Source organism: Rhizobium sullae, assembly GCF_025200715.1.
Lineage (GTDB): Bacteria > Pseudomonadota > Alphaproteobacteria > Rhizobiales > Rhizobiaceae > Rhizobium > Rhizobium sullae.
Map to the genome: position 1 here is coordinate 2,342,746 of NZ_CP104144.1, position 15,754 is coordinate 2,358,499.

Annotated in this window: 13 protein-coding genes; 5 read left to right on the plus strand and 8 right to left on the minus strand. The window is 59.9% G+C overall.

Going from position 1 to position 15,754, the window contains the following annotated elements; translation table 11 throughout:
• Positions 1-2 precede the first annotated feature (2 nt).
• The 3 genes from N2599_RS32075 (at position 3) to N2599_RS32085 (ending at position 3,175) form a co-directional block, all read left to right on the plus strand.
• Positions 3-434, plus strand: coding sequence for a DoxX family protein (locus N2599_RS32075; RefSeq protein WP_027509071.1), 432 nt, complete (start codon positions 3-5; stop codon positions 432-434).
• Complete coding sequence (locus N2599_RS32080; RefSeq protein ID WP_027509070.1) at positions 431-2,026, plus strand: MFS transporter; 1,596 nt, start codon at positions 431-433, stop codon at positions 2,024-2,026. The genes N2599_RS32075 and N2599_RS32080 overlap by 4 nt, the downstream gene beginning before the upstream one ends.
• Positions 2,027-2,338: 312 nt before the next feature.
• The gene (locus N2599_RS32085; RefSeq protein ID WP_375714159.1) at positions 2,339-3,175 is read left to right on the plus strand and encodes an alpha/beta fold hydrolase; all 837 of its coding nucleotides are present in this window, start codon (positions 2,339-2,341) and stop codon (positions 3,173-3,175) included.
• 166 nt (positions 3,176-3,341) lie between these two features.
• Here N2599_RS32085 and N2599_RS32090 read toward each other — a convergent pair whose 3' ends face one another.
• A complete protein-coding gene (locus tag N2599_RS32090; RefSeq protein ID WP_244914718.1) occupies positions 3,342-4,247 on the minus strand; it encodes a helix-turn-helix transcriptional regulator in 906 nt (301 codons plus the stop codon).
• A gap of 291 nt (positions 4,248-4,538) precedes the next feature.
• Between N2599_RS32090 and N2599_RS32095 the strand changes: the two genes are divergently transcribed.
• Together N2599_RS32095 and fba are read left to right on the plus strand one after the other, a co-directional pair.
• Positions 4,539-5,372, plus strand: a complete 834-nt coding sequence (locus tag N2599_RS32095; protein WP_027509067.1) for a helix-turn-helix domain-containing protein — start codon at positions 4,539-4,541, stop codon at positions 5,370-5,372.
• A gap of 251 nt (positions 5,373-5,623) precedes the next feature.
• Positions 5,624-6,688, plus strand: a complete 1,065-nt coding sequence (gene fba / locus N2599_RS32100) for a class II fructose-bisphosphate aldolase (RefSeq protein WP_027509066.1) — start codon at positions 5,624-5,626, stop codon at positions 6,686-6,688.
• Positions 6,689-6,696: 8 nt separating this feature from the next.
• Here the strand turns inward: fba and N2599_RS32105 are convergent, their stop codons facing one another.
• The 7 genes from N2599_RS32105 to N2599_RS32135 form a co-directional block, all read right to left on the minus strand.
• Positions 6,697-8,442, minus strand: a complete 1,746-nt coding sequence (locus N2599_RS32105) for a glycerol-3-phosphate dehydrogenase/oxidase (RefSeq protein ID WP_027509065.1) — start codon at positions 8,440-8,442, stop codon at positions 6,697-6,699.
• 28 nt (positions 8,443-8,470) lie between these two features.
• Positions 8,471-10,021, minus strand: coding sequence for an FGGY-family carbohydrate kinase (locus N2599_RS32110; protein WP_027509064.1), 1,551 nt, complete (start codon positions 10,019-10,021; stop codon positions 8,471-8,473).
• A gap of 37 nt (positions 10,022-10,058) precedes the next feature.
• A complete protein-coding gene (locus N2599_RS32115; RefSeq protein WP_027509063.1) occupies positions 10,059-10,901 on the minus strand; it encodes a DeoR/GlpR family DNA-binding transcription regulator in 843 nt (280 codons plus the stop codon).
• A 181-nt stretch (positions 10,902-11,082) separates the two neighbouring features.
• Positions 11,083-12,030 carry a D-ribose ABC transporter substrate-binding protein gene (locus tag N2599_RS32120; RefSeq protein WP_027509062.1) on the minus strand — a complete coding sequence of 316 codons (948 nt, stop codon included), beginning with the start codon at positions 12,028-12,030 and terminating at the stop codon, positions 11,083-11,085.
• A gap of 111 nt (positions 12,031-12,141) precedes the next feature.
• A complete protein-coding gene (locus N2599_RS32125) occupies positions 12,142-13,194 on the minus strand; it encodes an ABC transporter permease (RefSeq protein WP_027509061.1) in 1,053 nt (350 codons plus the stop codon).
• A gap of 2 nt (positions 13,195-13,196) precedes the next feature.
• Positions 13,197-14,762: a sugar ABC transporter ATP-binding protein gene (locus tag N2599_RS32130; RefSeq protein WP_027509060.1), complete on the minus strand. Its 1,566-nt coding sequence runs from the start codon at positions 14,760-14,762 to the stop codon at positions 13,197-13,199.
• Positions 14,759-15,415, minus strand: a complete 657-nt coding sequence (locus N2599_RS32135) for a DUF2291 family protein (protein ID WP_027509059.1) — start codon at positions 15,413-15,415, stop codon at positions 14,759-14,761. The genes N2599_RS32130 and N2599_RS32135 overlap by 4 nt, the downstream gene beginning before the upstream one ends.
• Between the last annotated feature and the right edge of the window lie 339 nt (positions 15,416-15,754).

Below are 15,754 nucleotides of genomic sequence, written 5' to 3' on the forward strand. Positions count from 1 at the left end.
TCATGACATCGGACATCCCTCTCCGGAACAGCGTCGTTTCACTGCTCACGTCGCCGGTGACGCGTTTCATCGCGCTACTCGGCTTATGCGCGGCCTACATCCAGGGGCCACTGACCAAGATCTTCCACTTCTCCGGTGCAATTGCCGAGATGGAGCATTTCGGCCTTCATCCGGCGGCGTTCTTCGCGGTCGCGGTCATCGCCTTCGAGCTTGCGGCTTCCGCCATGGTGCTTTCCGGCTTCCTGCGTTGGCTCGGAGCGCTGGCTCTCACGGGATTCACGTTACTTGCAACCCTCGTTGCGCTCCGATTCTGGGAAATGCCTTCCGGGATGGACCGCATGATGGCGACCAATGCCTTCTTCGAACATCTTGGCCTCGCCGGCGCCTTCGTCATCGTAGCAACAATTGACATTGCCAAGGGAGCGAGCAAATGAGCGTCACAAAATCCTCCGGTAGCTTCGCACCGCTCCGTCAACCCGTTTTCGCAGTGCTCTGGGCGGCCACGGTTCTAGGCAACACCGGAAGTTTCATGCGTGACGTTGCCAGCTCTTGGCTGATGACGGATCTTTCCGCTGCCCCTGCGGCCGTCGCCATGGTTCAGGCTGCTGGCACGCTGCCGATCTTCCTGCTGGCGATCCCGGCAGGCGTTCTCTCGGACATCCTCGACCGGCGCAAGTTCCTCATCTGCGTTCAGCTTCTGCTGGCGAGCGTCAGCATAACGCTGATGGCATTGTCCTATCTGGGCATGCTGTCGGTCAGCGCGCTGATTGGCTTGACGTTCTTGGGCGGTATCGGTGCGGCCCTCATGGGACCGACATGGCAGGCGGTTGTGCCCGAACTCGTGCGTCGTGAAGATGTGAAGAGCGCCGTCGCTCTGAACTCGCTAGGCATCAATATTGCACGCTCAATCGGTCCTGCGGCCGGTGGCTTGCTGCTTGCCGCTTTTGGTGCCGCCGTTACCTACGGCGCTGACGTTGCGACGTACGTCCTCGTCATCGCGGCGTTGATCTGGTGGCCCCGCGCCAAGGATGCCAACGACGCGTTGTCGGAAGGGTTTTTCGGCGCCTTCCGAGCAGGACTGCGCTACACCCGCGCCAGCCCGACGCTTCATGTCGTGCTGCTCCGAGCGACGGTCTTCTTTGCGTTCGCCAGCGCTATCTGGGCGCTGCTTCCGTTGGTCGCGCGCCAACTCCTGGGAGGTGACGCTAGCTTCTACGGCATCCTTCTCGGCGCTGTCGGTGCAGGTGCAATCGGCGGTGCGCTCATCATGCCGCGGCTGCGGCAGCGTCTCGATGCCGACGGCCTACTACTCGGATCTGGGCTCGTGACGGCGTTGGTCATGGCGGCGCTGTCGCTGGCTCCACCGCAATGGCTGGCGGTTGTTATCCTTCTGTTCCTCGGTGCAGCATGGATCACCGCCCTCACCTCCCTCAACGGCGCCGCGCAAGCAATCCTGCCGAACTGGGTGCGGGGGCGCGGTCTTGCCGTCTATCTGACCGTCTTCAACGGTGCGATGACGGCGGGTAGCCTCGGCTGGGGTGCCGTCGGCGAAGTTGCCGGCGTATCGGGCACATTGCTGATCGGCGCGGGCGGACTGCTCGTGGCTGGGCTGATCATGTACCGTATCAAGCTGCCGTCAGGCGATGCCGATCTGGTCCCATCAAACCACTGGCCCGAGCCGCTCGTCGCAGAACCGGTCCCGCATGATCGGGGCCCGGTCCTGATCCTAATCGAATACAATGTCGAAAAACATCATCGCGCCGCCTTTCTGCATACGCTGGACAAAATGTCCCACGAGCGGCGGCGTGACGGTGCCTATGGATGGGGTGTGACGGAAGACTCTGCCGATCCGCAAAAGATCGTCGAATGGTTCATGGTGGAATCTTGGGCTGAACATCTCCGGCAGCACAAGCGGGTATCGAACGCCGACGCCGATCTTCAAGGTCAGGTCCTTGCCTATCACTCAGGAACGGACAAGCCTGTCGTCCGGCATTTCCTGGCAATCAACCGGCCGAGCGCGGCTTAAAATGCCCAGTAGAGGGCGGCCAGGCCGCACCCTCCATTGTTGCGAAAATCGCAACCAAATCGAAACTATTCGTGCAATTGTCGGCATTGCCTCTCGGCGGCAATATCTCGCTAACAGTCGAACACAGCCTGAGGGCACAAAGACAGGGATCGTAGGACGCGAAAAATGAGTGAGAACTTCCTTTCCATCACGCGCCGCGGCGCATTGCTTTCTGGGGCTGCCGCCGCCGCGGCGATGGCGCTCCACACATCGTTCGGCTTTGCGGCCAACATTGCTTCCACCACCACCACGCCAATTAAAGGAGACGATACAATGGGCTACATTACCACCAAGGACGGCGTCGAAATCTTCTATAAGGATTGGGGTCCGAAGGATGCTCAGCCGATCGTCTTCCACCATGGCTGGCCGCTCTCGTCGGATGATTGGGACGCACAGATGCTGTTCTTCCTATCCAAGGGCTATCGCGTCGTCGCTCACGACCGACGCGGTCATGGACGCTCCGCGCAAGTCGCAGACGGTCACGACATGGACCACTATGCTGCCGACGCCTTCGCTCTCGTTGAAGCCCTCGACCTGAAGAACGCCGTTCATATCGGGCACTCGACGGGTGGCGGCGAAGTCGCCCGTTATGTCGCAAAATTCGGTCAGCCTTCCGGCCGCGTCGCCAAGGCCGTTCTGGTCTCGGCCGTTCCGCCGCTGATGCTGAAGACCGAGACAAATCCGGCCGGCCTTTCGATGGCCGTCTTCGACGGCATTCGCAAGGGCGTTGCCGAAAACCGCGCGCAACTCTTCGTCGACTTTCCCACCGGTCCGTTCTACGGATTCAACCGACCCAACGCTAAGGTCTATCCGGGCGTCATCCAGAATTGGTGGCGGCAGGGCATGATGGGCAGCGCTAAGGCCCATTACGATGGGATCAAGGCCTTCTCCGAGACCGACCAGACGGAAGACCTGAAGGCAATCACCGTTCCGACCCTCGTCATGCACGGCGATGATGACCAGGTCGTGCCGATCGACAATGCGGGCAGGCTGTCCGTGAAGCTGGTGCAGAACGGTACTCTGAAAGTCTACAAGGGTTATCCGCACGGCATGCTGACAACCCATGCCGATGTCCTGAACGCCGATCTCCTGGCGTTCGTCGAGGCCTAATGAGTCAGTCCGGGTGCGGCTCTTATCGCCGCATCCGGATCCGTGCGAAACAATCCCATCCAAAATGGTCCTCATCAGAACATTCCTAGGCTTCTTCCTCGAAGCCGAGATCGACGGGAATGGAGGTGGGAAAGATCGTAGCGCAGCGCCCTCGATCGTGAATCTCTCAGTGCCGGTTGCGTGAGCGCCACTCCGCCGGAGTGACTCCCATGGCCTTCGTGAAAGTTTCGAGGAATGTGTTCTCATCCGGAAAGCCGCACGTTTCAGCCACTTGGGCGATGGCCTCACCGGTCCTGCTCAACTGTGATTGGGCTTTGCTCATCCGACGTGCCGAAATCCATTCGAGAACAGACTGCCCAGTCGTATTCAAGAAGCCAGAACAGAGCTCATCCACTGAAAAACCGGTCGCGTCGGCAATATTATCGACCGGTATGTTGCCCGATAAGTTCGCAGCTATGTACGTCTTGATACGCTTTTCCTGCATCGGAGACAGCCGGCCGGTGGCCGACAGGCGCTGGGCGGGGGACCGTCCGTAACGGTGCGCGACATGGGCGCTTAACGCCAGCCCGATATGCGGAAGCAGCGTGTCCCTGACCTCGTCCGGCATGTCGAACATCGGCATCAGTGCTCCACCAATATTGCGGATTACCTGATCGTCGATCCCGCGGCAAGTCGCAAGGTCATCGACGCGCGGTTCTCCTGCGTCCTCGGCGAGCTCGGCAAAGTGCGAACTCGGGATATGGAACGCAAGCGCCTCGAAACGACCGCGGATGGAAATTGCGGCCCCATCCTTCAGGCCGATTAGACAAATCGAACCCTTGGGATACCTCTTGCAAGGTGCCGGAGGTCGGTCAGGCCAGATGTCGGAATGATCGACATTGACGAGATAAAGCATGATCAGGAAGGCGTCATCTGCCGGAAGGAAGACAGGATGCCCGCCTTCTTCATAGACGTGGTCAAGATGAACGACAGAGAGCCTCGCCTCGCGAAGAGGCCTGATCGCCAGCGCCCTCGCCGCCTCGATACCAAAGCATGCCGCAATTCTCTCGTTGGTCGCCAACGCTTCACTCACATGTGTCTCGATCATCCGCGCTGGGGACTATATAGCCGTCAGCTGAGATGCCGCGCCTTGAAGGTTCCTATACACCTTTCAAACGTCTATCTTGAACAAAAGCATCCTCGTCGACGAGATTCGGCGAATTACCAGAAGACAGCGCGAAGGCCTGAGCCACTAGGGTGGGTCAGAACTCACCTTTCAGCGTCGTCAAGATGAAAGCTGTGCGTCTTGGTTCCTAGTTCCGACAGTCAAATCAGATCACCCGCTGGACCGGTGACGGACGGTTTCGGATGTCCTCTGAAGCAGTTGTCTATCAATCAGGCTCTGGTAGGATCGGATATCGCGGTCTTCCGTAAGGCAACGAGCGTTATGCAGCTCGATCAGGTCAAGACATCGGCAAGCGATCGAGGTTTCCTTGTCGGCGTATCTTCGCTCGGTGGCCATACGCGGCGCATCTATCATCAACATCATGCGACCACCCACGATTTTACGGGAAACTCGATCTATATCCGCGATCTCTCCGAAGGCTACAAGGCAGATCTCAGCGGTCCTTTCGATTTCCTTCTGTTTGAAATTTCGCCTGCGTCGCTCATCAGGATTGCCGATGGCGCTGAACTTCCCGGTGTGACGTCGCTGACAGCCGAAACCGCTTCAAAAGATATCGTGCTTGCCAATCTCGCTCGCGCGCTGATCCCGGCACTCGAAAAACCCGAGGAGGCAAGCGCGCTGTTCGTCGACCAAATGGCGACTGCCATCGGGACCTATCTGGTCCAACGCTATGGCGGTCGGCCCATCGCAGCCTCCAACAGATCACGAAGCCTGTCGCGTTTGCATGAGCATCTGGCGAAAAGTCTGCTTCTCGAAAACCTCGACGGCAACATCTCGATTTCGGAGGTCGCGGAGGCTTGCAATCTGTCTCGCGGCTATTTCATTCGCGCTTTTCGCGAAACGACCGGGATGACACCATATCAATGGCTCCTGAGCGAGCGGATAAATCGCGCCCGAGAGTTGCTTCGGGCCTCGAACGCGCCGCTTGCCGAGGTGGCCATCGCCTGCGGCTTCGCAGATCAGAGCCATTTCACACGGGTTTTTTCGAATATCGCCGGCCTGACGCCTGGCAATTGGCGCCGAAACTCCTGAGTTAAGATTTTGAGCTCTATGGATGCGATGTAGTTGCAGCTGTCCATTGAACTCGTCTCTGCGATCCGTCGCGTGCATGCGAAGATTTGCTGCCATAATATCATACTAACTGTGATATTGTTATTATTGCTTGTTACATTCCTCCTCCCATGCCATTCTGCTCTCTCAAAAACTCGGTGCTCGAAGCGCCCGGGTTCTACTTTCGACAGGATGGCGGCGTTCCGTTCGACCATCGAATGGGGAAATCTTGGATGGCACGCATCACGCTGAGGCAACTGCTCGACCATGCTGCGGAGGAAGGCTACGGCGTTCCCGCTTTCAACATCAACAACATGGAGCAGGCACTCGCCATCATGGAGGCCGCAGACGTGTCTCACGCGCCGGTCATCATGCAGGCGTCGCGCGGAGCGCGCGCCTACGCCAATGACATCATGCTGAAGCACATGATGGATGCGGTCGTCGAAATCTATCCACATATTCCGGTCTGCGTCCATCTCGACCACGGGAACGATCCGTCGAGCTGCATGACGGCAATCCAGGCGGGCTTCACTTCGGTGATGATGGACGGTTCGCTAAAGGCGGATGCCAAGACCCCCGCTGACTGGGCCTACAATGTCGGCGTCACCAAGATGGTAACAGACATGGCTCATCTCGGCGGCATCTCGGTCGAAGGCGAACTCGGCGTGCTCGGCTCGCTTGAAACCGGCATGGGCGAGGCCGAGGACGGCCACGGTGCCGAAGGCAAGCTGTCCCATGACCAGCTGCTGACAAACCCCGACGAGGCGGTAAAATTCGTCCGCGAAACCAAGGTCGATGCGCTGGCGATCGCCATGGGAACGTCGCATGGCGCCTACAAGTTCACCCGCCAGCCGGACGGATCCGTGCTGGCGATGGGCGTCATCGAAGAGATCCATCGCAAACTGCCGAATACGCACCTCGTCATGCACGGCTCGTCGTCAGTCCCGATCGAGCTGCAGGAGGTCATCAACAAGTACGGCGGCCAGATGAAGCCAACATGGGGCGTGCCGGTCGCAGAAATCCAGCGCGGCATCAAGAACGGCGTTCGCAAGGTGAACATCGATACCGATGGCAGAATGGCGATGACCGGCCAGATCCGCCGAGTGCTGCAAGAAGATCCGAGCGAATTCGACCCGCGCAAATATCTCAAGCCGGCGATGGCTGCGCTCAGCAAGCTCTGCAAGGAGCGCTTCGAACAGTTCGGCACGGCCGGAATGGCAAGCCGGATCACGCCGCTTCCTGTGTCGGAAATGGCAAAGCGCTACAAATCCGGTTCGCTCGATCCGGTCTTCTCTTGAGCTGTAGTCTATACTGACGCCGGGCGCTGTGCCTGCTCGGGCCCCGTGGCAGGCATCCTGCTTACGAGTGTCTGGCCGTGGAATTTTTCAAGCTGGCTGACGACGTCCTCGATCTCGCTTGCAATGCGTTCGGCGTTCCAGCCGAGCGCAGCCCCGGCGACACCGGCGATTTCCCGCAAACCTTCGAGCGTCAAGCGGCCTTCGATCGCAAGCGTCGTGCGCCGAAGGACGATATCGGAGAGGTGTACGACGAGTTCGTTTCGAGCAATCCAGTCGACTTCCTTGAAACTGTAGTGCCCCGCGCCCGTTAGCCGCTGTTCATCGGAGCATGCCGACGAGAAAGAGAGCATGGCCGCAGCCGTCGTTCCGTAGCGGCCAAGCAGTTCGTCCACCCGATCGACTGGTACGCTGGTCCGCGCCGCGGCTTCCCTGATCCAGACGCTTCGTTGCAGCACGTCCACCGGAAAGGCCTTTCCGCCACCGATCGGCAGGTAGCGGGTCGATTGCTTGCGGACATGCTGCAGGCGCGCGAGGATGGAATCGGCAACTTCCTCGGCAAAACCGCGGAAAGTCGTCCACTTTCCACCGACGAGCGAGATGATCGGAAACGGCCTGCCCTCTTCCGGCTCCGTCACCGGTGCAGAATGATCGCGACTGATCAATCCTGGGGCGGTCGCATCAGAGGCCGGGAGCGGACGGATGCCGCTATAACTATAGATGATCTGATCACGATCGAAGCGAAGCGTCGGTAGCAGCGAGCGGACGCTATCGAGGAAATATTCGGTTTCCGGTTCCTCGCAGCGGACATTATCCGGGTCATAGGCAGGGATATCGGTGGAACCGACGAGCGCCAGCCCGAGATAACTGTAGACGAGGCAGATGCGCCCATCGTCGGCCTCGAAATAGATCATGTGGCCGTTCAGGCTGCGAACCAGCTCAGGGTGATCAAGCAGAATGTGGGAACCCTTCGTGCCGCCAATCATTCGAGAGGGAGCGCCGAGCGCCCCATTAACCTGATCGATCCAGGGACCGGCGGCGTTCACCACCAGTTTGGGGGAAATTGCCAATTCGCCGCCGTCCGGTTGCCTGAATGTCAGGCGCCCGCCGGCGACTGCCGCCAGCGTTGCAAAATTGGCGGCAAGGCTCTTCGCATTTGCCTCGAGCCCGTCCATGACAAGTTCGTAGACGAGCCGCTCGGGCCTGCTGATCTTGGCGTCGTAATAAATTCCGCCGGCGACGATTGCCGGAGTGACATGCGGCATCTCCTTGCGCGCCTTCTTTCTCAAGATCAGCCGATGGCGTGGCATGACCCGGTCGCGTGATCCAAACAAATCGTAGAGCCCAAGCCCGATCTTGATGAGAACAGCCCCACGGCTGCGCGGCGCAGTCTTGGAGCCCAGCAGCGTGCGCAGCGCCGCCCAAATACCCCGTGTCCAGGAAAAGACCGGTATGAAGGTAGGCAACGGCTCGACGCAATGCGGAGCGTTCTTCAGCAGCAGATTGCGCTCCAACGTCGACTGGGCGACCAAGCCGAACTCGCCTGTCTCGAGATATTTCAGTCCGCCGTGAATGAGGCGCGATGGCGCGGCACTCGTCCCGGAGCCGAAATCGGCCTTGTCGACGATCATGCAATTGACGCCTTGCGCCGAGAGGTCGCGAAACAACCCGGCACCATTGATGCCCGCACCGATGATCAGGACGTCGATGTCGGCCTCTCCAAGGTTCGAGAAGCGCTGCTGCATGTCGGGAGTCATGATCTTGTCGTCCTAAATCGCGGGCACATCAGTGCCGAGCTTCCGTCTCGTCGGCTACCGATTGCTCCGGCGCTAGGCCGGCAATTTTCGGCCAAAGGGGCATCATAGCGTCGGCGATCTGGCGGAAGACCCGGTAGCGCTTGTCATAATCTGCGCTGCGTGCGGCAACCGGCTGGCACGTCTTCGCGATGCGGGCGATATCGCGCGGATCGCTCTGCGGATCGGCATAGATGCCGGTGCCCGATCCGGCGCAAAGAGCAGCACCCCAGGCGGCGGCCTCATCCGTTTCGGTCACGGTCACTGGCATGCCGAGCACATCGGCGAACATCTGAACGACCAGCGGGTTGCGCGAGATACCCCCGGCAAGCCTTGCCTCGTCAAATGCAAAGCCGTCGCGAAGTGCGTCGACATGGATGCGGTGATTAAAGGCAATACCCTCGAGCACGGCGCGCAGCATGTCGCCGCGATCGTGCCAGCCGCCGAGGCCGAAGAAGCCCGCACTTGCCGAAGCACCGTAGGGCGAACCGAACAGATAGGGATGGAAGAGCGCCGTCGATGGCCGATCGAAAGCGGCATCGACCTCCGGCGCGAGCAAAGCGTGAATGGAGCTGCCTTGCGCCTCGCCCTTCGTCCGCTCGCCGGCGCACAGCTTATCGAGAAACCAGTCGTAATTCGCGGTCGATGCTGGGGAGATTGACATGTTGTTCCAGATGCCCGGCGCGATGCCGTTGCGGCAGAACCAACGCCGGTCGACCCGTGGTTCCGACGACAGCGTCTCATTGATCGAATAGGTACCGGCAATAACGGCGACGATGCCCTTGGCATAGCCGCCCGCCCCGAGCGCGGAGGCCGTTACATCATGCAACCCGGCGACGACAGGCGTTCCCTCTGCAAGGCCGGTCAGATGCGCCGCCTCACGTGTCACCCGCCCGATGATCTGATCAGAACGCGCGGCCGGCGGCAGAGCATGGACGAGCTCCTGCAGCCCAAAAAGCCTCAGAGCCTCCTGGCTGTATTCCTGTGTCTTCACATCGGTAAAGGAGGTACTTGCCTCCGTGCGATCCGTACCGATGATGCCCGTCAAACAAAAACGCAGCCAGTCCTTGCAGCTCAGGAAATGACCAATGCCTTTGAACCGCTCGGGTTCCATGTCGCGGATCCAGGCAAGCAGTGTCGATGGTGCGGAGACATGCGGGATCTGCCCCGTGAGCTCGATGGCACGCTCGGCGACATTGCTTTCCATCCACTGATCGACGATGGCACCGGCCCGGCTATCCAGCGACAGGATGGCCCGACCCAATGGTATCCGCTCATGATCGAGCAGATAGATGCCATCCCCGTGGGCCGTTGCGGCGATGCCCTGGATGTCGCTGCCCGGCCGATTGCTGAGGGCGATCGCCTCCCGAATTGCATCGGCCGTCGCACTCCACAATTCGTCCATGTCCCGCTCGATATGGCGGGCCTTTGGGATAAACTGCGTGACGCGGCGCCGGGCGACTGCGAGCGGCGTGCCGTCAATATCGAAGATGACGGCCTTGGTGACCGTCAGGCCACTATCGATCCCGAGCAGACTCGGCATTCGCTTTAACCTCGTTACCAGCAACAGGCTTGCCCAGTCACGAGCGCCCTCCGGCGCCCCTGGCGATGACAACGTTGATATCTCTGGACCGCATGCGGTCGATGTGCACCGGCTGCGTCTTGTCGTCGACGATGACGACGTCAAACTCATCCAGTGCGGCGAAACTGTGAAGCGCCCGCCGCTCGAACTTCGTATGATCGGCAAGCAGGATGCGCTTGACAGAACAGTCGAACATGGCACGCTTCGTATCGACCGTCTCCGGGGATTGGTGCAGCACCGTGCCGTCGCTGATCGCCGACATGGAGATGAACGCGACATCGGCCCTCAGACCCCTGATCTCGTTGATGGTCATGCGACCCATGAAGGCGTTACACCAGTTGTAATACTGCCCGCCGAGTGCGAGCAGCGTCACGTCGTGCATGCCCTTCAGCGCGTTCATTAGCGTCAGCGAATTGGTGATAGCCGTGACCGGCACTTTCGATGGCAGATGCGCTGCCATCTGTAGGACTGTGGTCGAATCATCGAAAAAGATTGCCTGCCCCGGCTCAACGAACTGCATCGCCGCTTCGGCGATTAGCTTCTTCTCCGTCGACTGGCGGTTCGAGCGATAGACCTCGCTGGATTCTATGAGGTTGGTGGCAGCCGCAGTGACGATACCGCGCGTCTTCCTGAAGAGACCGCGGCTAACAAGTTCGTCCACGTCACGATGAGCGGTCATCAGGCTGATCCCGAAACGATCGGTGAGGTCTTCTATCCGCATCGAGCCTTCATTCATGACGGCCTCGGCAATCATGCGCCGGCGCGCGATCTGGCGCGTCTGGCGGCTGTCGCTCGTAAGCTGGTCCAACAGATCCTCGCCCTGGCTCGTCTTTTGTGTCACGGGTCACCCTTGTCGCTGAACTCTGGATGCCAGCTTCGTACAGTGATTGCCGCCCCAAGGCAAAAAGACGACATGGAACGGGCGGTTGCGGCCGCAAATTGGCGTTTCCGGCATCCGAAGAGCCGAGCGGCCGATGCCGCCGGCGCGGAAAGGGGCGCCTTTCGAGCGCCCCCTTCGGCGATTACTGCGACAAGACGAAAGGACCCGTGTACTCATCCACGTTGTCCTTGGTGATCAGCAGGCAATCGAAGAGCTGTTTCTCGCTCTTGGCACCGGTGTTGCCGGTCTTGATGACGCTGTCGGCCTGCTTCACCGCTTCTGCGGAGAATACGGCAACCGGCTGCAGGACTGTGTACTGGAGTTCACCTGCCTTGATGGCCGCAACAGCATCCGGAGAACCGTCAAAACCGCCGACCTTGATGTTGGCGAGCTTGCCGGCTTCCTTGAGAGCGGCGATGGCGCCCAGCGCCATTTCGTCGTTGCCAGAGATGACGCCGACGATGTCCGGGTTTGCCTGCAGCATGGACTGCATCTTGTTATGGCCCTGAGTACGGTCCCAGTTGGCGACTTCCTTGGTGGCCTTCTTCAGGTCCGGATACTGCGAAAGCACGGTCTCATAACCGTTGGAGCGCGTCGCCGCATTATTGTCCGACGGTGCGCCGAAGAGTTCGGCATAGTTGCCCTTGTCGCCGATAGCTTCGACCCACTGCTGGGCACCGAGTGCTGCACCCTGGGCGTTGTTGGAAACCAGCTGCGCCTTCGCCAGGCCTTCCTGGTTGATTTCCGCGTTGACGAGGATGACCGGAATTCCTGCTGCAACGGCCTTCCTCACCGCACCGACGGAACCGTCAGCATTCGCCGGGTCGAGGATAATCGCAACGGACTTGTTGGTGATTGCCGTATCGATCAGGTTGCTTTCGGTGTTGGTGTCACCCTTGTGCGCGCTGACCGAGGCCGTGTAGCCGAGCTTTTCGGCGGCAGCTTTGGCAACGTTGCCTTCCGTCAGCCAGTACGGGTTCGACGGATCGTTGACAATGATCGTCATCATCCCGGCCGCCCAAGCGGAGCTTGCAAGAAGCGGTGCCACAGTCGCGGCGGCAAGAAGAATGCGCATACCTTTTTTAAACATAGTCTCTCTCCCATTCGTTTGCTCAGTTATTGCCGGAGACCCGGCGGTGCTTTCCCCAATCGGCCTTCGTGGAACCCAGCCTGCCGTCGCGGATAAGTTCAGTCGCAGCCGTCAGGATGATTTGACCCGGCGGCCGTATTGGATGCTATTCATGAGGACGGCGAGAACGATCACCGCACCGGTGAAGACGGTCTGCCAGTAGGCTGAGACGCCGATGATCACGAGGCCGTCCGAGAGGAAGCCGATGACGAAGGCCCCGAGCATGGTGCCGCGTACCGTACCGCGGCCGCCGGTCAGCGCGGCACCACCAATGACGACGGCTGCGATCGCCGTCAGTTCGTACGTGGTACCGGCAGTCGGACCGGCGGAGGTCAGCTGCGACGAGAGCACCAGGCCGGCGATCGCGGCACAGACGCCCGACAGCACATAGACGACGATCTTGACGCGCTTGACGGGAACGCCCGAAAGGTCGGCCGCACGTTCGTTACCACCCGAGGCATAGAGCCAGCGGCCGAAAGCCGTGCGGCTCAGCACGATGCCGCATACGATTGCCAGAACCGCAAGCACAATCACGCCGATTGGGATGCCTCCAAGCCGGTTAAAGCCGAGCCAGTCGAACCCGGTATTGCCGAGTTCCGGGCGGCCGCCGAGATTGTTGTAGGTAAGACCATTGGTCATCAGAAGCGCAATACCGCGGGCTACATAAAGCACACCCAGCGAAGCGACGAAGGCCGGTACCTTGAGATAAGCGATCAGCACGCCGTTGACCGCGCCCACCAAAGCACCAAGCGCACATGTGATGACGACGACCGCCCAGACCGGCGGATAGAGGATGACGCCGAAATAGTTGAGCGTGACGCCTTGCATCAGGAAGCCGGCGATGCAGCCTGCGAGCCCCAGCGTCGAGCCGACCGACAGGTCGATGCCGCCGTTCAGGATCACCAGCAGCATGCCGATCGCCAAAATGCCAAAGATCGCGACGTGCGACGCCATGATCAGGAAGTTGTTCATCGTGAAATAGTAAGGCGACAGGAACGAGAAGACTGCGATGATGACGATCAGTGCAAAGAATGCCCGGCCTTCCAGGATGAGGCGCACGACGTTCGTATTGCGCTTCTGCCCGGTGGAAACTGACTTCTTCTCGGCGATGTTAGTGACTGACATGCTCAGCGCTCCATAGTTCCAGGCTCGTGCGCGACCACGGCTTCGCCGGAGGCGGCCATGATCTTTTCCTTCGTAACGTCCGAGCCAAACTCGGCCGATATCCTGCCGCGGCGCATAACGATGATGCGGTGCGCGATGCTTAGGCATTCATTGACCTCGGACGTCGAATAGATGACCGCCAGTCCCTGCTTGGCGCGCTCCGCGAGCAGCTTGAACACTTCGGCCTTGGCGCCGATATCGATCCCGCGGCTCGGTTCGTCGAGCAGGATCACCTTCGGTTGGGTTACCAGCATCTTGCCGATGACGACCTTCTGCTGGTTGCCGCCGGACAGCGAGCCAATAGCCGCCGCGCCGCCATCGGTCTTCACATGCACCCGGCGGATCGCATCGTTGACGAGATCGCGCTCCCGATGGCTGGAGGTGAACAGCCCCCTCGTAAAGGCGCTGATGCTCGCAAGCGACAGATTGGATCCAACCGTCATCGTCTGCACCAGACCATCGCGCTGGCGATCTTCGGGTACAAGGACGAGACCGCTGGCGATACGCCCGGCGATACTGAGCCCGCCGACATCCTGTCCTTCGAGCAGAATCTTGCCGCCGTTCGAACGCAGGCGACCGGCGATGCATTCAAGGAGTTCCGTCCGCCCGGCCCCCATCAAGCCGTATATGCAGACGACCTCGCCGGTGCGCACCTGCAGCGATAGGCGGTCGACCGCGTTATAGGCAGCGCCAAAAGGACCGGGAACACTGAGGTTTTCGATGGAAAGCGCCACTGCGCCTAACTGATGGCCTTGCGGTGGATTGCCGAGGTCAAAGTTATCGCCGACCATGTTGCGGACGATCCATTCGAGGTCGATATCCTTGCGCTCCGCATAGGCCGTCATGTTTCCGTCGCGGAGGACAACGGCGTGGTGGGTGATCTGCAGAGCCTCTTCCAGATGATGCGAGATGTAGACGATTGAGACGTCGCGGCTGGTTAGGTCGTGGATGACCTTGAAGAGCACTTCCACTTCGGTGGCACTCAGCGCCGAAGTCGGTTCGTCCATGATAAGGATACGCGAGTTGACCGAAAGCGCGCGCGCGATCTCGACGATCTGCTGCTGGCCGAGGCGGAGATCCTCTACGCGCGTGAGCGGATCAATGTCTTCCTCGAGCTCCTCCATGAGCGCGCGCGTCTGGCGCTCTTCCTCGGCGAAGTCGACAACACCCCCCTTGATGATCTCTCGACCCATGAAGATATTGTCACGGACGCTGAGATTGGGCGCTAGGCTTAGCTCCTGGTGAATGATAGAAATCCCGCACTCGCGCGCATGGGTCGACGATGTAAAGCTGATAGGCGAGCCGTCGAGGATGATCTCACCGGAACTCGGCTGCACGACCCCCGAAAGGATTTTCATCAAAGTCGACTTGCCCGCGCCATTCTCACCGAACAGAGTGGTGACCTGGCCGCGATGGATGTCAAAGTTCACTCCTTTCAGGGCGTGAACATTGCCATAGGACTTGGCGATGTTGCGGGCGGCAAGAACAACCTCGCCCCGGCCTCCGGAGTTGCACAACGGCTGGCTCATTTGAACTCGACCTTCACCGGCGTGACGAGCCAGTTCTTCGGGTTGATGAGCTTGAAGACACCCACCACGGTCGCCGTCTTTCCATCCAGCGTGTCAGGATCGAGGCCCGCAAAGACCGACTTCTTCATCTCGTTATTGATGGCCGAACCGGCATCCTGATACTGGATCTGGTTGGTAAACTGCCCGAACTCGATGGTTCCGGTCGCGTCACGGAGGTCCGTGCCGTTGACCGCAGGACCGGTCTGGACACGGACCACCGTCTCGGGAGGCAACCCATCGACTTTCATTTCGCTCATGTTCGCCTTGCGGGCGCCGAAGACACCTGTCAGCGTAACAGGGATCACCGGTCCAGTGCTCGTCGCTGTCCCGTATTTTTCGGCGGCTGCCTTCTTGTCGGCGGCGATTGCGGCAGCAAGCTCGGCGGCCGCTACAGCACGATCCCCGACATTCGCCTTAATCTTCGGGAACTGCTCTGCGCCGAAAGTCTCCGGAGAAAATGCCTGTTGCCTGACATCATCGGCGGACCCGATCTTGACGACCGTGGTGTCGAGCGCAATCGCCCCGACAACGATGACGGCAAGCGCTGCGCTTGCAATGAGCTTGAAATTGCCGCTGCTCGGCTTTGATGCTGCATAATCAGGCTGTGTACTCATGTCCGGACGGCCTTTGACTTGAATGGCGAGGAGAAGGACGAGCGCGGCAACAATCGCGGACCGGCGGGCCTATTGTGCCGCACCAGAGCAAGAATCGGCGGGTCGCCGGCAGGGCCGCAACCCTGGACAAAAATCCTCATTTGGAAGCCTCCTCAGCAAGCCGGCGATTGTCTCCTCCAACCGCCCGAGCCAGCAACTCTCGATCCGGAAGCGCACTTCCGTGATAGAAATATGTTATTTACGCCGCAAACAATGTTATAATTTTCGGCACCTGTCAACGGGCGCTTGACGGGAACTTGAGCAAAAATGCGAGACTTCACGTTCAGTTTCTCTCGCTGC